14 protein-coding genes are annotated in these 17357 nt (G+C 71.9%); 9 read left to right on the plus strand and 5 right to left on the minus strand.

Features of this window, described 5'->3' with window-relative positions; translation table 11 throughout:
- Window positions 1-14: 14 nt before the first annotated feature.
- A complete protein-coding gene (locus OG900_34040) occupies window positions 15-452 on the plus strand; it encodes a VOC family protein (protein WUH94674.1) in 438 nt (145 codons plus the stop codon).
- A 36-nt stretch (window positions 453-488) separates the two neighbouring features.
- Here the strand turns inward: OG900_34040 and OG900_34045 are convergent, their stop codons facing one another.
- Complete coding sequence (locus tag OG900_34045; GenBank protein ID WUH94675.1) at window positions 489-2150, minus strand: APC family permease; 1662 nt, start codon at window positions 2148-2150, stop codon at window positions 489-491.
- 113 nt (window positions 2151-2263) lie between these two features.
- Complete coding sequence (locus OG900_34050) at window positions 2264-3073, minus strand: response regulator (protein WUH94676.1); 810 nt, start codon at window positions 3071-3073, stop codon at window positions 2264-2266.
- Between the two features lie 201 nt (window positions 3074-3274).
- On the opposite strand from OG900_34050, the gene OG900_34055 reads away from it, so the two are divergent.
- The 3 genes from OG900_34055 to thrS all read left to right on the plus strand — a co-directional run bounded on the left by OG900_34055 (window position 3275) and on the right by thrS (window position 8180).
- The gene (locus tag OG900_34055; GenBank protein ID WUH96019.1) at window positions 3275-4837 is read left to right on the plus strand and encodes a CHASE3 domain-containing protein; all 1563 of its coding nucleotides are present in this window, start codon (window positions 3275-3277) and stop codon (window positions 4835-4837) included.
- Window positions 4834-6078: a fused response regulator/phosphatase gene (locus OG900_34060; GenBank protein WUH94677.1), complete on the plus strand. Its 1245-nt coding sequence runs from the start codon at window positions 4834-4836 to the stop codon at window positions 6076-6078. Before OG900_34055 ends, OG900_34060 begins: the two co-directional genes overlap by 4 nt.
- 119 nt (window positions 6079-6197) lie before the next feature.
- Window positions 6198-8180, plus strand: coding sequence for a threonine--tRNA ligase (gene thrS, locus OG900_34065; GenBank protein WUH94678.1), 1983 nt, complete (start codon window positions 6198-6200; stop codon window positions 8178-8180).
- A gap of 22 nt (window positions 8181-8202) precedes the next feature.
- Here thrS and OG900_34070 read toward each other — a convergent pair whose 3' ends face one another.
- Window positions 8203-8865: a potassium channel family protein gene (locus OG900_34070; GenBank protein ID WUH94679.1), complete on the minus strand. Its 663-nt coding sequence runs from the start codon at window positions 8863-8865 to the stop codon at window positions 8203-8205.
- Window positions 8866-8931: 66 nt separating this feature from the next.
- Between OG900_34070 and OG900_34075 the strand changes: the two genes are divergently transcribed.
- On the plus strand, window positions 8932-9489 hold the full coding sequence (locus tag OG900_34075; GenBank protein ID WUH94680.1) for an HIT domain-containing protein: 558 nt from the start codon (window positions 8932-8934) through the stop codon (window positions 9487-9489).
- Between the two features lie 55 nt (window positions 9490-9544).
- On the opposite strand, the gene OG900_34080 is transcribed toward OG900_34075, so the two are convergent.
- Together OG900_34080 and OG900_34085 are read right to left on the minus strand one after the other, a co-directional pair.
- Window positions 9545-11194, minus strand: coding sequence for a hypothetical protein (locus OG900_34080; GenBank protein ID WUH94681.1), 1650 nt, complete (start codon window positions 11192-11194; stop codon window positions 9545-9547).
- Window positions 11195-11417: 223 nt separating this feature from the next.
- A complete protein-coding gene (locus OG900_34085) occupies window positions 11418-13634 on the minus strand; it encodes an elongation factor G-like protein EF-G2 (protein WUH94682.1) in 2217 nt (738 codons plus the stop codon).
- A gap of 313 nt (window positions 13635-13947) precedes the next feature.
- Between OG900_34085 and OG900_34090 the strand changes: the two genes are divergently transcribed.
- Genes OG900_34090 through OG900_34105 form a run of 4 tightly spaced genes read left to right on the plus strand, consistent with a single transcriptional unit; the run spans window position 13948 to window position 17295 of the window.
- Window positions 13948-14610: a CDP-alcohol phosphatidyltransferase family protein gene (locus tag OG900_34090; GenBank protein ID WUH94683.1), complete on the plus strand. Its 663-nt coding sequence runs from the start codon at window positions 13948-13950 to the stop codon at window positions 14608-14610.
- Window positions 14607-15575 (plus strand): phosphatidylinositol mannoside acyltransferase, encoded by a 969-nt coding sequence (locus OG900_34095; GenBank protein WUH94684.1) that lies wholly within the window; start codon window positions 14607-14609, stop codon window positions 15573-15575. Before OG900_34090 ends, OG900_34095 begins: the two co-directional genes overlap by 4 nt.
- Complete coding sequence (locus tag OG900_34100; GenBank protein ID WUH94685.1) at window positions 15572-16732, plus strand: glycosyltransferase family 4 protein; 1161 nt, start codon at window positions 15572-15574, stop codon at window positions 16730-16732. The genes OG900_34095 and OG900_34100 overlap by 4 nt, the downstream gene beginning before the upstream one ends.
- 11 nt (window positions 16733-16743) lie before the next feature.
- The gene (locus OG900_34105; protein ID WUH94686.1) at window positions 16744-17295 is read left to right on the plus strand and encodes a hypothetical protein; all 552 of its coding nucleotides are present in this window, start codon (window positions 16744-16746) and stop codon (window positions 17293-17295) included.
- Window positions 17296-17357 lie beyond the last annotated feature (62 nt).

The raw sequence follows: 17357 nt of genomic DNA on the forward strand, positions 1-17357 counted from the left end.
ATAGCATGCGACGCATGGCCATCAGACTTGAGAACGTCGCCATCGCCGTGCGCGACCTCGAAGCGACGATCTCCTTCTTCACCGACCTCGGCCTCACGGTCGTCGGCCGTGACACGGTCAGTGGTGAGTGGACCGACACCGCCGTCGGCCTTGACGGCAATCACGCGAAAATCGCCATGCTCCAGACGCCGGACGGTCACGGTCGCCTTGAGCTCTTCGAGTACATCCACCCCGAAGCGATCGAGACGGCGCCCACTCTCCCCAATGAGATCGGCATGCACCGCGTCGCCTTCTCGGTCGACGACATCGACGAAGCCCTTGAGGTGGCCGCGAAGCACGGGTGTCATCCGCTTCGCGGTGTGGCGACCTATCAGGACGTCTACAAGCTCACGTACGTCCGCGGTCCCAGCGGCATCATCGTGATGTTCGCCGAGGAGCTGAAGAAGGACTGACGGCCGATCGCCGCACGGCTCAAGATCGCTGCCGGCTCAAGCCGCTGCTTCCGCCTCCGAGGAGGCCTCCGCGATGTGTTCGCGCACCCGCGCCTCCGGCAGCCGGGCGCGCAGCGCCAGCAGGTAGACGAGGGCGGCCAGTGCCAGGTTCACCACGAAGCCCCAGCCGAGGCCGATCCAGCCGCGGCCGCCGTCGTAGTCGCCCGCCCAGCTGGTCAGCGCCAGGCCGCCGAGCCAGGGGAGCACCCAGGTCGCGCCCGCCCGCCAGTCCAGTCGCGGGCTCGTGCCCCGGGCGGTCAGTTCGAGGACCGCGAGCAGGACGAAGCCGATGCCGATGGTCGCGAAGAGCTTCCAGTTGGTGGTCCAGCCTGCCCAGTAGACGATCAGGTTCGCCGAGTACAGCCCCAGGAAGGGGATCAGGTCGCCGCCGGGGACCTTGAACGGGCGCTCGTGGTCCGGTATTTGCCGGCGCATCGCGGCGAGCACCACGGGACCGGAGCCGAAGGACAGCACCGTGGCGGACGTGATGAAGCCGACGAGCTGCTGCCAGCTGGGGAAGGGCAGGAAGACCACGAGCCCGAGCACGAACGTCACGACCAGGCTGACCAGCGGGGCCCCGCGCCGGGTGGTGGTCGACAGGGCCTCGGGCGCGTTCCCGTTGCGCGCCATGGCGTAGGAGATGCGGGCGGTGACCGTCGTGTAGACCAGGCCGGTGTCGGCCGGGGAGATCACCGCGTCGGCGTACAGCAGGTACGCCAGCCAGCCAAGACCGACGGCACTGGCGATGGCCGCCAGCGGGCCGAAGTCGTCGGTGAACTCCAGCTGCAGCCAGCCGCCGGAGGACGCCAGGTCGTGCCCGGGTACGGCGCCGAGGAAGGCGACTTCGAGCAGGATGTAGATCACCGCGGTGAGCAGCACGGCGCCGATGATCGCGAACGGCACGTTGCGCCGCGGGTTGTCCGTCTCGCCTGCCAGCTCGACCGCCTGCCGGAATCCCAGGAAGGAGAAGGTGATGCCGGCTGTCGAGATGGCGGTGAAGACGCCCTTGGCGCCGCCCGGCGCGAAGCCGCCGTACTGCCGGGCGGTGAAGTTGTGGCCGTGGAAGGCGGTGATCAGGAAGGCCGCGATCACCAGCAGGATGATCGCCAGCTTCCACCACACCAGCACGTTGTTGACCCGGGCGAACCAGCGGATGCCGAAGTAGTTCAGCGCCACGAAGAAGGCCATTGCCACGACCGCGACCGCGTAACCGAGGCCGGTCAGCGTGTACGCCCCCGACTCGTGGTGGTCGGTGAAGTGCGCCCACCGGGTGGCGTACTGCAGCGCGCCCTCCACCTCGATGGGCGCCACGGTGGCCGCCGCGACCCAGGTGATCCACCCCATCGTGTAACTGGCGAAAGAGCCGAAGGACAGGTGCGGGAAGCGCACCACACCGCCGGACACGGGGAACATGGTGCCGAGTTCGGCGAAGCACAGGCCGATCAGCAGGATCATCACCGCGGCGATCGCCCACGAGAAGATCGACGCGGGACCGGCCACCTTCGCCGCGTTCAGGGCGCCGAACAGCCAGCCGGAGCCGATGATGGAGCCGACGCCCGCGAAGAGCAGGCTGACCCTGCCCATGTCTCTGCGCAGCCGCGGCGGCCCTTCGGACGGCCCGCCCGAGGACTTGTCCGTACGCCCGGAAACCGTGGTCATGCGCGCCGCCCTTCCGCCGTGCAGCCCGCCGCGGACCCGGGGGCCCAGGGCTGCCTTCACTGGGGCGGCCTGCCCGGAGATCGGCAGGACATGCCGGCGGCGGCGGCCCCGGGTCAGTCCTCCTGGAGGGGGATGGTCGCCGTCTCCAGGAAGAACTGGTCGATGCTGCGCACCGACTGCAGGAAGTCGTCGAGGTTGACCGGCTTGGTCACATACGCGTTCGCGTGCCGCTGGTAGGCCGCGCTCACGTCGTCGGGCGTGGCCGACGTGGTGAGGACCACGACCGGGATCGTGCGCAGCGCGGCGTCCTCCTTCAGCACCGCCAGGAGTTCGCGGCCGTTCATCCGCGGCATGTTCAGGTCGAGCACGATGAGGTCGGGCCGCGCGTGCTCGGGATCGCGCAGATATGCCAGCGCCTCGATGCCGTCGTCGGCCCTGGCGATGTCGCGGGCGACACCGCCGTCGGTGAGCGCCTCCTCGATCAGCAGGGCGTCGGCCGGGTCGTCCTCGACGAGGAGCACGTGGTAAGCGCGTGGGCGGGCGAGGGCATTCACAACGGTGCTCCTGGTGTTCCGGTCGGAGATCGGGTGGGGCTGCGGTTCCGCGGTGAAGACCAGCCCCGGCCAGCGGCGCCGGGCGCCCTGGCGGGTGATTCCCCAGGCGCGTCCGAGTTCGGGATAGCCGGCGCCGCCCAGGGCCGCGGCCGACGCGGCCTCCGCGGCCCGGCTCTCGGTCGCGTGCAGGATGTAGGACAGCACCTGGAGCCGGGTCAGCGCTGTGCCGGGATCAACGTCCTGACCAGGGCTTTTCTGCTCACTCAGCGCCTCGGCGGCAAGCCGGTCCGCGAGATCGGCCACCGCCTGCTCGGCGCGTGAGACGAACTCGTCATGGCCGAAGCGGAGGTCGGGCGGCTTGCCGGGCACCTGTGGACTATAGGCAGCGTCCGGATCACCTGACAACACCAGTTGTCCTGTAGGTACGATGGCGCCGCCGCCGACCACTCGCGGGTCGTCGCCGGGTTCTCCCGCGACGTGGCATGCGTTGCGCAGGAGGAGAGACCAGTGACAGTGGCGACCGAAGGACCTGAGAAGGCGCTCGGCATCGGGACGGGCAAACCGGCGGCGATGCCCCGCGACACGGGGCGGTGGACCACGCGGCGCTGGCTGACGACCGGTGTCGCGGTGTCGCTCACCGTCCTGCTCGTGCTGGGGCTCGCGGGCGGCTGGGCGCTCAACCGCGCCACCTCGCTGTCCGGCACGGTGATCGACGAGGACACACCGGCGCTGGTCTCGGCGGTGCGGCTGGAGAATTCGCTGACCGACCAGGAGACCGGGATCCGGGGCTACGGGCTGACCGGCCAGCCCAGCTTCCTGGAGCCCTACCGCGCGGGTCTCGACGACCAGCGCGCCTACACCACGCGGCTGCGGACGCTGCTGGCGGGCAACGCGGCGGCCGTCGCGGACCTCGACGCGGTCACCCGGCAGGCCGATGCGTGGCAGCAGCTCCTCGCCCGGCCCGTGGCCGCGGCGCCGCCCGGCGCCCCGGTCGCCCTGGCGGCGGAGCGCGCCGACGAGGGCAAGCGCGCCTTCGACAGCGTGCGCGCCGCGACCACCGGCCTCGAACAGACCCTCCAGCGGCACCGCGACCACTCCCGCAACGAGCTGAACGCCGCCGGGCGGGTCCGCGACCGGATATTCCTGCTGATCGCGGCAGTGATCCTGCTCCTGACCGCCGCGGTGTTCGTGGGACTGCGCCGCGGTGTCACCCGCCCGTTGGGGGAGCTGTCGAGTGACGTACGCCTCGTAGCCGACGGCGCGTTCGAGCACCCGGTGACCCCGACGGGGCCCGCCGACCTGCGCCGGCTGGCCGGCGACGTCGAGCAGATGCGCGGCCGGCTGGTCCACGAGCTGGCCTTCACCGACACCGCACGGCAGCAGCTGGACGAGCAGGCCACGGACCTGCGCAGGTCGAACGAGGAACTGGAGCAGTTCGCCTACGTGGCCTCGCACGACCTCCAGGAGCCGCTGCGGAAGGTCGCGAGCTTCTGCCAGCTGCTGCAGCGCCGCTACGCCGACCAGCTCGACGAGCGCGCCGGGCAGTACATCGGCTACGCCGTCGACGGCGCCAACCGCATGCAGACCCTCATCCACGACCTGCTGGCCTTCTCCCGGGTGGGCCGGCTGCACACCGAGACCTCGCCGGTCGACCTCGAAGCGCTGTTCAACCGCACCATCGACGCCCTCAGCATCGCCATCGAGGAGTCTGGCACCGAGCTGACCCACGACCCGCTGCCCGAGGTCGTCGGCGACCGCACGCAGCTGGGGGTGCTGCTGCAGAACCTGCTGTCCAACGCGGTCAAGTTCCGCGCCCCGGACCGCCCGGCACGCGTCGCCGTCACCGCCTCCCACCACGATGACGGGATGTGGCATTTCGCGGTCACCGACAACGGCATCGGGATCAAGGCGGAATTCGCCGAGCAGGTCTTCGTCATCTTCCAGCGGCTGCACACCCGCGAGACCTACTCCGGCAACGGCATCGGCCTGGCGCTGTGCAAGAAGATCGTCGAATTCCACGGCGGGGCCATCGCGGTCGACACCGGCCACGGCCCCGGCACGCGCATCACCTTCACCCTGCCGGGACCCGCTCCGGTCCCGGCGACGGTCGCGACTGAGGAGAGCCAGGAGTGACGCAGGCGCAATCCGGTGCGGCAGCGGTGCCGACCGGCGGCAGACTCCGCATTCTGCTGATCGAGGACGATCCGGGCGACGCGCTGCTGGTCGAGGAATACGTCGCCGAGTCCACCCTGGACGTCGAGATGCGCTGGGTGCAGTGCCTCGCCGACGGCATGGCGGAGGCGGCCCGCAGCACCCCCGACTGCATCCTGCTCGACCTGCACCTGCCCGACGCCATGGGCCTGGGAGCGGTCGCCCGGATCCAGGCCGTCAGCCCCGCGGCGGCCGTCATCGTCCTGACCGGGCTCTCGGAGGACCGGGCAGGTCCGGAGGCCGTCGCCTCCGGCGCCCAGGACTACCTGGTCAAAGGCGCGGTCACCGGCGAACTCCTGGACCGGGCGGTCCGCTACGCCGTGCACCGCAAGCAGGCCGAGCACACCGCCGCGGAGCTGCGCGTCAACCAGCAGCGCGCGCAGGAGAACCAGCGCCTGGAGCGCGGGCTGCTGCCCGTCCCGATGCTCTCCCCGGGCGCCCCGGTCCGCCCGACGTCCTGCTACCTGCCGGGCCGCGAGGGGGCGCTGCTGGGCGGGGACTTCCTCGACGTGGTGGAGACCGCGGACGGCACCGTCCACGCCGTCATCGGCGACGTCAGCGGCCACGGGCCCGACGAGGCGGCGATAGGGGTGTGCCTGCGCATCGCCTGGCGCTCCCTGATCCTGGGCGGCCACCGCAACGGCGAGCTGCTCGCCCTGATGGACCGGATCCTGATCGCCGAGCGCCCCTACCCCGCGATGTTCGCCACCGTCGCGACGCTCTCGATCGACCGCGCGGTCGGCCGCGCCGACGTCACCCTCGCCGGGCACGACGCCCCGCTGCTCATCGAGAACGGGGTCGCCGCCTCCGTCGAGGCGCAGCCGGGGATAGCGCTCGGCCTGATCCCCGAGGCGAACGACTGGACCACCACGAGGGTCAAGCTCCCGCCTTCCGGCGCGCTGCTGCTGCACACCGACGGCCTGATCGAGGGCCACGCGGGCAGCGGACCCGAGCGGCTCGGGACGGACGGCCTGGTCCGCGTGATCAAGGCGGCGCCGTCCCCGTGGGGCCAGGCGCTGATCGACCACCTGACCGCCGTCACCCGCGGCCTCGACGGGGGGCGCCACCTCGACGACGTCGCCGTGCTGCTGCTGGGCTGGGGCGCCACCGGTTCCGACGGCCGGTCCCCGGGGGGCGCTGTCCCGCCGCCGAGGAGCCCGTAGCGGCTTTTCCACAGGTTCGGCGGCGGCCTTCGCGGGGAGAGCTTCCGGCTCGGTACGATTCAGCGGTGCGGCGATGGCTTGCCGCACGGCCTCGTACGACCTCAGTCAGGAGCAGACCGGTGTCAGACCTCCGTGTGATCATCAAACGCGATTCCGCCGAACCGGAAGAGCGGACGGTCACGACGGGCACGACCGCGGCCGAGCTGTTCCAGGGCGAGCGCTCGGTCGTCGCCGCCCGCGTCGGCGGCGAGCTGAAGGACCTCGCCTACGCGGTGGCGGACGGCGAGGAGGTCGAGCCGGTCGACATCACCAGCGAGGACGGGCTGAACATCCTGCGGCACTCCACCGCGCATGTCATGGCGCAGGCGGTGCAGGAGCTGTTCCCCGACGCGAAGCTGGGCATCGGCCCGCCGGTCAAGGACGGCTTCTACTACGACTTCGACGTCGACAAGCCCTTCCACCCCGACGACCTCAAGGCCGTCGAGAAGAAGATGCAGGAGATCCAGAAGCGCGGCCAGCGCTTCTCCCGCCGGGTCGTCACCGACGAGCAGGCCCGCGAGGAGCTGGCCGACGAGCCGTACAAACTGGAGCTGATCGGCCTCAAGGGCGCGTCGGCGACCAGCGACGACGGCGCGGACGTCGAGGTGGGCGGCGGCGAGCTGACCATCTACGACAACCTGGACGCGAAGACCGGCGAGCTGTGCTGGAAGGACCTGTGCCGCGGCCCGCACCTGCCCACCACGCGCTACATCCCGGCGTTCAAGCTCATGCGCAATGCCGCCGCCTACTGGCGCGGCAGCGAGAAGAACCCGATGCTCCAGCGCATCTACGGCACCGCGTGGCCCACCAAGGAAGAGCTGAAGGCGCACCTGGACTTCCTTGAGGAGGCCGCCAAGCGCGACCACCGCAAGCTGGGCAACGAGCTGGACCTCTTCTCCATCCCCGAGCAGATCGGCTCGGGCCTGGCCATCTTCCACCCCAAGGGCGGCATCGTCCGCCGGGTCATGGAGGACTACTCGCGCCGCAGGCACGAGGAGGAGGGGTACGACTTCGTCTACACCCCGCACGCCACCAAGGGCACGCTCTTCGAGATCTCCGGGCACCTGGACTGGTACGCCGACGGCATGTATCCGCCCATGCAGCTCGACGAGGGCACGGACTACTACCTCAAGCCCATGAACTGCCCGATGCACAACCTGGTCTTCGACGCCCGTGGCCGCTCCTACCGGGAACTGCCGCTGCGGTTCTTCGAGTTCGGCACCGTCTACCGCTACGAGAAGTCCGGCGTCGTGCACGGCCTGACCCGGGCGCGCGGCTTCACCCAGGACGACGCGCACATCTACTGCACCAAGGAGCAGATGGCCGACGAGCTGGACTCGACGCTGACCTTCGTGCTCAACCTGCTGCGGGACTACGGGCTCACCGACTTCTACCTGGAGCTGTCCACCAAGGACCCGGAGAAGTACGTCGGGTCCGACGAGGTGTGGGAGGAGGCCACCGAGACGCTGCGCAAGGTCGCCGAGAAGCAGGGCCTCCCGCTGGTGCCCGACCCGGGCGGCGCCGCCTTCTACGGCCCGAAGATCTCCGTCCAGACCAAGGACGCGATCGGCCGCAGCTGGCAGATGTCGACCGTGCAGCTGGACTTCAACCTGCCCGAGCGCTTCGACCTCCAGTACACGGCGCCCGACGGCTCGCGCCAGCGGCCCGTCATGATCCACCGGGCGCTGTTCGGCTCGATCGAGCGCTTCTTCGCGGTGCTGCTCGAGCACTACGCGGGCGCGTTCCCGGCGTGGCTGGCCCCGGTCCAGGCGGTCGGCATCCCGGTCGGCGACGCGCATGTGCCGTATCTCCAGGAGTTCGCCGGCGAGGCGAAGCGCAAGGGGCTGCGGGTCGAGGTGGACGCGTCCTCGGACCGTATGCAGAAGAAGATCAGGACGCACCAGAAGCTGAAGGTGCCCTTCATGATCATCGTCGGCGACGAGGACATGACGAACGGCACGGTCTCCTTCCGCTACCGCGACGGCTCGCAGGAGAACGGCATCCCCCGCGACGAGGCGCTGGCCAAGCTGGTCGACGTGGTGGAGCGCCGGGTCCAGGTCTGACCGGACGGCTGCCCCCGGGCCCTCAGCGGCCCGGGGGCAGCTCGCCCTCGCGGGCGAAGGTCTGGTAGAGCCAGGAGGAGAAGGAGCCGGTCACCGCGCCCAGCAGCGCCAGGCCCATCAGCATCATGAAGGCCGCGATCGTCCGGCCCGCCGGGGTGACCGGGGTCACGTCGCCGTAGCCGACGGTGGTGAGCGTCTCGCAGGTCCACCACGAGGCGTCGCCGAAGGTGAGGATGGTCGCACCGGGGGCGTGCCGCTCCTGCTGGTAGACCGCCAGCGCCCCGGAGAAGCCGAGCAGCACCGCCGCCATGCCCGCGTAGGCGATCACCCGGCCGTAAAGGCTCAGCCGCGGCTGCTCGCGGCGGCGCTGCACCACCTGGTAGATGTGCACCGCCCGCAGCGGGCGCAGCAGCGGCAGCAGCAGCACGATGGTGTCCAGCAGGTGCCTGCCGACGTAGCGCGGGCCGAAGCGCCGCCCGCTGAGCCGCACCCGCACCGCGTAGTCCACGGCGAAGACCGCCCAGGCGAAGCCGATCACGGCCAGCAGCGCGTCGTGCACGGCCCGCGGCAGGCCTTGGGCGAGCACATGGGCCGCGTAGGCGCCGAGAAAGATCATCGACAAGAGGAACAGCGGGAGCTCGCTGCGGTTCTCCCACCGGACCAGCCGGCCGTCGTCGTCGTCCATCCGGCCAGGATCTCGGTACGCATACGGCGGCGGGCCCGGCGACACGCGTGCCACCGGCGAAGTCCTATGCTGATCGGCATGACGAGTGAGCCGCAGCAGGGGCAGGGAGCGGGGGTACCGGACGCCTTCCAGCGACTGTGGACCCCGCACCGCATGGCGTACATCCAGGGTGAGAACAAGCCGACCGGCCCCGGTGCCGGCGACGGATGTCCCTTCTGTGCGATTCCGGCCGAGTCGGACGAGGACGGCCTGGTCATCAGCCGCGGCGAGCACGTCTACGCGGTGCTGAACCTCTACCCGTACAACAGCGGCCATCTGATGGTGGTCCCTTACCGCCATGTCGCGGACTACACCGAGCTGGACGCGGCGGAGACCGTCGAGCTGGCCGGGCTGACCAAGCGGGCGATGACCGCGCTGCGGAATGCGTCGGGCGCGCAGGGCTTCAACATCGGGATGAACCAGGGCGACGTGGCGGGCGCGGGCATCGCCGCCCACCTGCACCAGCACGTGGTGCCGCGCTGGGGAGGCGACGTCAACTTCATGCCGGTGGTCGGCCACACCAAGGTGCTGCCGCAACTCCTCGCCGACACCCGCAAGATGCTCGCGGACGCCTGGCCGCGCTGACCGGGCCGCGCCGACCTGGCCCGGCCCGGCCGAAAGCGCCGGGCCGGGCGGAGAGCTACGCGTCGTAGGCGTCGGCCTTCCTGGGCTCGACACCCTGGACGAGGCCGCTGAGCAGCGACGAGCGGTTGGTGAAGTGCGAGGTGTCCACGCCGTTCTCGGCCATCACCTGGATGGCGGCGGCGTGCACCGCGCGCAGCACCGGGGTCGCCGCGCGCAGCGCGTCGTCGGCCATGAAGCGGTGCTGCCACGGCTTGTCGACCCAGGTGTGCCGCAGCCCGAAGGGCTCGGGCAGCGTCAGGCTGCCGCCGAAGTAGTCCAGGACCGGCGGGAACCAGGTCAGCGGCGCCCTGGCGGCGAGCCTGGCCACCTCGCCCGAGTCGATCAGCGGCAACTGCACGGTCCTGGTCTCCCAGAACCTGACCGGCTTGCTGACCGTCTTCTCCTTGGCCGGCGGGCCGTCGTTGAACAGCGAGCTGATCGGGCCGAGCGCGTGCGCGGTCACGTCGACCCGCAGGGTGTGGGCCAGCACCGTCACCGTGACCAGCAGGGTGATGACGAGGTTGCCCTCCCACAGGGTGAACTGGATACCCAGGTAGTGCCGGTTGCCCTTGCCGAACTGCTGGGTGTTGCAGATCCGCTGGATCTCGAAGTCCTTCACCGAGAAGGAGTCGACCTCCGGCCCGGTGGGGCGGACGATCTTCTTGGCGCCCTCTCCTATCGGGGCCACCACCCAGTGCCGTATGGACGGCTTGGTGAAGCCGCCGGTGTGCAGCGGGCCGCGCTCCAGCATGCGCAGCTTGTCGTGGATCGCGCGGATCACGTCCCAGCTGCGGAAGGGGTTGATGTCGGTGACGCCCTCCGCCGGGATCAGCTCCTCGGCCATGTGCCAGCTGCCCCAGCGGCTGCCCATGCCCAGTATTCCCTTGGGGCCCGCGTAGAAGACGACATTGCTGCCCTGCTCGGCCGACAGCTTCGCCAGCGACTGGCGCAGCGTCTCGGCGCGCAGCTGGTTGGGGTTGCGGGGGACCGCCTCGGGGATCTTCGCGCCGACCGCGGTGCCGGCCAGCAGGCTGCTCCAGCGGTCGCGCAGGTCCTTCGCGGTGCGCTCGCAGATCCGCTTGGCCCAATACCAGCCGATGATCGGGGCGATCATCATCACCCGGAAATACTGGTGCCAGAAGCCGGAGAAGGGCGGCTTGATCGCGAACAGCACGGCCAGCCCGATGGTGACGGCGAGGACGGCGCCGCCCAGCGCGCCGTAGCGGTTGCCGCCCGCCTTCAGGGTGGCCAGCGACCTGCGCAGCTGGAAGGCGCCGAGCCAGATCAGCACCCCGGGCAGGAAGAGCACCCCGAAGATGCCCATGATGAGGGTCAGCCGGGAGTCGCGCTCCTGCCGGATCCGGTTGGCGGCCAGGCAGTGCTCGACCACCGTCTGCGGTTCGACGCCGAAGGACTGCACCAGCTCCTTGCGGCCGCCGCCGAGCATGCGGACCTGCACGGCGCGGGCGAAGGCCTCGCCGAGGTTCGGCTCGAAAAGCGACAGCCTGGGCGCCTTGACCGACGCGGCGTCGTTGATGTCGACCAGCGCCTTGACCGGCGTGTCGCGGTAGGCCGCGGACGCCAGCGCCTGGGTGGCGCCGGTCTCGCCGTCGGTGCCCGTGAGCGGGATCTGCGCCCCTGGGCTGAAATCGAACCCGTTCGTCACCCGAAGCCCCCAGTCCGCCGATACGCCCGCCATCTCGCGGCTCCGACCGGCCCATTCCCCGCCGGGGTACGCATCACACGTTCGGAGCAGTCACCAGATTAGCGGCGCGGCGGCCCGCGGGGGGCCCGCGAGCCGCCAACGGTCCGTCACCGCATGTGCCCCGACGGTGATTTCAGGCCCCGACCGCACAACCGGGGCCTTCGCGGGCGCCGTCGGGCGACGGCTACCCGGCCCGCTCTGCCTCCTCCTCCTGCCGCATCCTCGCCGCCAGCGCCGCCGGCATCGGCTCGTGCCTGGCGTAGTGCCGGCTGAACCGACCGGTGCCGTGCGACAGCGACCGCAGGTCCACCGCGTAACGCCCGATCTCGATCTCGGGGACGTCGGCGCGCACCAGGGTGCGCCCCGGCCCCGCGGGTTCGGTGCCGAGCACCCGCCCGCGCCGCCCCGACAGGTCGCTCATCACCGGGCCGACATAGGCGTCGGGCACCGTCACCCCGACCTCGGCGACCGGTTCGAGCAGGTGGATGCGGCAGGCGGCGGCGGCCTCGCGCAGCGCGAGGGCGCCCGCGGTCTGGAAGGCCGCGTCGGAGGAGTCGACCGAGTGCGCCTTGCCGTCGGACAGCGTCACCCTGATGTCGACGACGGGGAAGCCGGGCACCACCCCGCGGGCGGCCTGGGCGCGTACGCCCTTCTCCACCGACGGGATGAACTGCCGGGGCACCGCGCCGCCGATGACCTTGTCCACGAACTCGACGCCCGAGCCGACCGGCAGCGGCTCCACCTCGATGTCGCAGATCGCGAACTGCCCGTGCCCGCCGGACTGCTTGACGTGCCGGCCGCGCGCGGTGGCGGCCTCGCCGAAGGTCTCGCGCAGCGACACCTTGTAGGGCACCGCGTCGACCTGCACGCCGTAGCGGCCGCGCAGCCGCTCCAGGGCCACGTCGGCATGCGCCTCGCCCAGGCACCACAGGACGACCTGCCGGGTCGCCGGGTTCTGTTCGAGCCGCATCGTCGGGTCCTCGGCGACCAGCCGGGACAGGCCCTGGGACAGCTTGTCCTCGTCGGCCTTGCTGTGCGCCTCGATGGCGATCGGCAGCAGCGGGTCGGGCATCCGCCAGGGCTCCATCAGCAGCGGCCGGTCCTTGCCCGACAGGGTGTCGCCGGTCTCGGCGCGGGCCAGTTTCGCCACGCACACCAGGTCGCCCGCCGCCGCGGACGGCACCGGGCGCTGGAGCTTGCCGAACGGCGAGGACAGCGCGCCGACCCGCTCGTCGACGTCGTGGTCCTCGTGCCCGCGGTCCTCCATGCCGTGCCCGGACACATGCACGGTCTCGTCGGGGCGCAGGGTGCCGGAGAAGACCCGCACCAGGCTGATCCGCCCCACGTACGGGTCGGAGGAGGTCTTCACGACCTCGGCGGCCAGCGGCCCCTCGGGGTCGCAGGACAGCGTCGCGCGCCCGCCGTCCAGCGTCGCGACCGGCGGCAGGGGGCGCTCCAGCGGGGTGGGGAAGCCGCCGGTGACCAGTTCCAGCAGCTCCACGGTGCCGATGCCCTGCCGGGCGCCGTCGGCGGCGGGCGCGGCGGCCACCACCGGGTGGAAGGTGCCGCGGGCGACGGCCCGCTCCAGGTCGGTGACCAGCGTGTCGACGTCGATGTCCGCACCGCCGAGATAGCGGTCCATCAGCGTCTCGTCCTCGCTCTCGGCGATGATCCCCTCGATGAGCCGGTTGCGCGCCTCGGTGAGCCGCGGCAGCAGCTCGGGGTCCGGGGCGCGGTCGACCCGCTCGCCCGAGGAGTAGTCGTGCACCCGCTGCGACAGCAGCCCGGCCAGGCCCGTGACCGGTGCGTGCCCGTCGGGTCCCTCGGGGCCGTGCACCGGCAGGTAGAGCGGCAGCACCGCGTCGGGGTCGTCGCCGCCCAGCTCGCGGGCGAACTGCGCGGCGGTCTCCTCGATGCCCGCCCGCGCCGAGTCCAGGTGCGTGACGACCACCGCCCGCGGCATGCCGACCGCGGCGCACTCGTCCCACACGATGCGGGTCGCGCCGCCGATACCCTCGCCGTCCTGCGCGGCCGAGACCACGAAAAGCGCCGCGTCCGCCGCGCGCAGACCGGCCCGCAGCTCGCCGACGAAATCGGCGTAGCCCGGGGTGTCCAGCACATTGATCTTGATGCCGCCCCACTCGACCGGCACCAGCGACAGCTGCACCGAGCGCTGCTGGCGCTGTTCGATCTCGTCGTGGTCCGACAGCGAGCCGCCGTCCTCGACCCGGCCCGCGCGGTTCACCGCGCCGGTGGTCAGCGCGAGGGCCTCCACCAGTGTTGTCTTCCCTGCTCCGCTGTGGCCGACCAGCACCACATTGCGCACCTTCTCGGGGCGGTCGGCCGCCGGTGCCCTTCCGGCGGCCCCTGGTTGTCCGTCTCTCCTGTCGGCTGCACCCACGTGCACTCGCCTCCCGGGTCCTGCCCGCATGGGGTCCGCGCCCCCGTCCGGGAGCGCGCGCCAGGGACGCCACGGGAGACCGCGTACAGGCGGGGCGGCCTCGACGACGCCCGCGGTCTTTCGACCTTCCCACGCCGCCCAGGCCGCGTCCATACGTGGTAAAGGCGCCGGCCGGCTCGGTCTGCTGTTCGGACGGTCGCGGCGGGCCCGGCGGTGCCTCGCGCGTCGCCCTGCCGGGGGCTGGCTACGATGGGCCATCCGGTGGCGGCCCTGGGGCCGCCGCGCCCACATCCTCCGACCCGTCGGGAAGGCCATGCTGAACAAGTACGCGCGTGCGTTCTTCACGCGTGTTCTCACGCCGTTCGCCGCATTTCTCCTGCGCAAGGGGGTCAGCCCCGACACGGTGACCCTGATCGGCACCGCGGGAGTGATGGCAGGTGCGCTGGTCTTCTACCCCAGGGGCGAGTTCTTCTGGGGCACCGTCGTCATCACACTTTTCGTCTTCTCCGACCTGGTCGACGGCAACATGGCCCGGCAGGCCGGCGTCTCCAGCCGCTGGGGCGCCTTCCTCGACTCCACCCTCGACCGGGTCGCCGACGCGGGGATCTTCGGCGGCCTGGCCATGTGGTACGCGGGCAAGGGCGACAACCTCCCGCTGTGCGCGGTCGCCATCTTCTGCCTGGCCAGCGGCCAGGTCGTCTCCTACACCAAGGCCCGCGGCGAGGCGATCGGCCTGCCGGTCGACGTCAACGGACTGGTCGAGCGGGCCGAGCGGCTGGTGATCACCCTGACGCTGTGCGGCTTCTCCGGCCTGCACAAGTTCGGCGTGCCCGGCATCCAGTACCTGCTGCCGATCGCGCTGTGGGCGGTCGCCGCCGGCAGCCTGGTCACGCTGATCCAGCGGGTGGTGACCGTACGCAGGGAGTCCGCCGAGGCGGACGCGGCGGCGCTGGCCGACCACGGGAGCAGCGCGTGAAGGACGAGGGCACCTCACAGGCCGCCAGGCTCAGGGGGAGCCTGATCGACGGCCTGTACGGGGCGGGCTGGGGCGCGGTCAAGACGCTGCCCGAACCGGTGGCCAGGGCGCTCGGCCGCACCGTCGCCGACGCGGCCTGGCGGCAGCGCGGCAAGGGGGTGCTGCGGCTCGAGTCCAACCTGGCCCGGGTGGTGCCCGACGCGGACCCCGCGCGGCTGCGCGAGCTGTCCAGGGCCGGGATGCGCTCCTACCTGCGCTACTGGATGGAGTCCTTCCGGCTCCCCGCGTGGAGCAAGGACCGGGTCCGCGGCGGCTTCGACCCCGTGGACGTGCACTACCTGACCGGCGGCCTCGCCGCGGGCAGCGGGGTGATCCTGGCGCTGCCGCACATGGCCAACTGGGACCTCGCGGGCGCCTGGGTCACCACCAAGCTGGAGACCCCCTTCGCCACCGTCGCCGAGCGCCTCAAGCCCGAGACGCTCTACGACCGCTTCGTCGCCTACCGCGAGGGCCTGGGCATGGAGGTGCTGCCGCACACCGGCGGCAGCGCCTTCGGCACGCTGGCCCGGCGGCTGCGCGACGGCGGCTTGGTCTGCCTGGTCGCCGACCGCGACCTGTCCACCTCCGGCGTCGAGGTCGACTTCTTCGGCGAGAAGACCCGGATGCCGGCCGGACCCGCGCTGCTCGCCCAGCAGACCGGGGCGCTGCTGCTGCCGGTCACCCTGTGGTACGACGACTCGCCGGTCATGCAGGGCAGGGTGCACCCGCCGGTCCCCGTACCCGAGAGCGGCGACCGGGCGCACCGCACCGCCGTGATGACGCAGGCGCTCGCCGACGCCTACGCCTCCGGTATCGCCGAGCACCCGGAGGACTGGCACATGCTGCAACGGCTCTGGCTGGCCGACCTGGAAGCGCGCCCGGACGGGCCTCCCGCGCCGGCCGCCGGCGGAACGGGGAAAGCGTGAGGATCGGGATCGTCTGCCCGTACTCCTGGGACGTCCCCGGCGGCGTCCAGTTCCACATCAGGGACCTCGCCGAGCACCTGATCGCGCGCGGCCACCACGTCTCGGTCCTCGCGCCCGCCGACGACGAGACGCCGCTGCCGCCCTACGTCGTCTCGGCCGGCCGGGCGGTCCCCGTGCCCTACAACGGCTCGGTGGCCCGGCTGAACTTCGGCTTCCTGTCCGCGGCCCGGGTCAGGCGCTGGCTGCACGACGGCGGCTTCGACGTCGTCCACATCCACGAGCCGACCTCGCCGTCGCTGGGACTGCTCGCCTGCTGGGCCGCGCAGGGGCCGATCGTGGCCACCTTCCACACCTCCAACCCGCGCTCCCGGGCGATGATCGCCGCCTACCCGATCCTGCAGCCCGCGCTGGAGAAGATCAGGGCGCGCATCGCGGTCAGCGAGTACGCCAGGCGCACCCTGGTCGAGCACCTGGGCGGCGACGCCGTCGTCATCCCCAACGGCGTCGACGTGGACTTCTTCGCCCGCGCCGAGCCGCGCGCGGAGTGGCAGGGCGACACCATCGGCTTCATGGGCCGCATCGACGAGCCGCGCAAGGGCCTGCCGGTGCTGATGCGGGCCCTGCCGGCGATCCTCGCCGAGCGCCCCCGGACCCGGCTGCTGGTGGCCGGCCGCGGCGACGCCGAGGAGGCGGTGGCCGGCCTGCCCGAGCAGATGCGCGGCCGGGTCGAATTCCTCGGCATGGTCAGCGACGAGGACAAGGCGCGGCTGCTGCGCAGCGTCGACCTGTACGTGGCGCCCAACACCGGCGGCGAGTCCTTCGGCATCATCCTGGTCGAGGCGATGTCGGCCGGCGCCCCGGTGCTGGCCAGCGACCTCGACGCCTTCGCGCAGGTGCTCGCGCAGGGCGCGGCGGGCGAGCTGTTCGCCAACGAGGACGCCGACGCGCTGGCCGCCGCGGCGCTGCGGCTGCTCGCCGACCCCGAGGGCCGCACCGCGCTCAGCGAGCGCGGCCGCGCGCACGTACGGCGCTTCGACTGGTCGTCGGTCGGCGCGGACATCCTGTCGGTCTACGAGACGGTCGCCGACGGCGCCGCCCACGTGGCCACCGACGAACGGACCAGGCTGCGCGGCTTCTTCGGCCCCGCACGCCGGTAGCCTTGCCGCCCGTGACCACCACCATCATCTGGATCGCGGTCGCGCTCGTCGCTGTCGGCCTGTATCTGAGCTGGACCGCGGGGCGCCTCGACCGGCTGCACGCCCGTATCGACGCGGCCCGCGCCGCCCTGGACGCGCAGCTGCTGCGCCGGGCCTCGGTCGCCCAGGAGCTGGCGACCGCGGGCGTGCTCGACCCTGCGGCGTCCATCGTCCTCTACGAGTCCGCGCACGCCGCCCGGCAGGCCGAGCCCGAGCAGCGGGAAGTGGCCGAAAGCGAACTGAGCCAGGCGCTGCGCGCGGTCTTCCCCGACCCCGAGGCGGTCGGCGAGGTCAGCGGTGCGCCCGGCGGGACCGAGGCGATCGGCGAGCTGACCCAGGCGGTGCGGCGGGTGCCGATGGCCAGGCGCTTCCACAACGACGCGGTCCGCGCCGCCCGCGCGGTCCGCGAGCACCGGGTGGTGCGCTGGCTGCGGCTGGCCGGGCACGCGCCCTTCCCGCTGGCCTTCGAGATGGACGACGAGCCGCCGTCACCGCTGACCACCGAGGGCGCGCGGGACCGCTGACCGGTACGCCGCCGGGCGCGGGACCGTACCCGGCGGGCGTGGGAGCCACCTGCGGCGAATTG

The organism is Streptomyces sp. NBC_00433 (genome assembly GCA_036015235.1).
Taxonomy (GTDB): domain Bacteria; phylum Actinomycetota; class Actinomycetes; order Streptomycetales; family Streptomycetaceae; genus Actinacidiphila.

Bases quoted from the DNA above. Each gene is read 5' to 3' on its own strand.
- OG900_34040 (WUH94674.1), top strand. From the start codon at position 15: ATGGCCATCAGACTTGAGAACGTCGCCATCGCCGTGCGCGACCTCGAA.
- OG900_34045 (WUH94675.1), bottom strand. From the start codon at position 2,150: ATGACCACGGTTTCCGGGCGTACGGACAAGTCCTCGGGCGGGCCGTCC.
- OG900_34055 (WUH96019.1), top strand. From the start codon at position 3,275: ATGCCCCGCGACACGGGGCGGTGGACCACGCGGCGCTGGCTGACGACC.
- OG900_34070 (WUH94679.1), bottom strand. From the start codon at position 8,865: ATGGACGACGACGACGGCCGGCTGGTCCGGTGGGAGAACCGCAGCGAG.
- OG900_34075 (WUH94680.1), top strand. From the start codon at position 8,932: ATGCTGATCGGCATGACGAGTGAGCCGCAGCAGGGGCAGGGAGCGGGG.
- OG900_34090 (WUH94683.1), top strand. From the start codon at position 13,948: ATGCTGAACAAGTACGCGCGTGCGTTCTTCACGCGTGTTCTCACGCCG.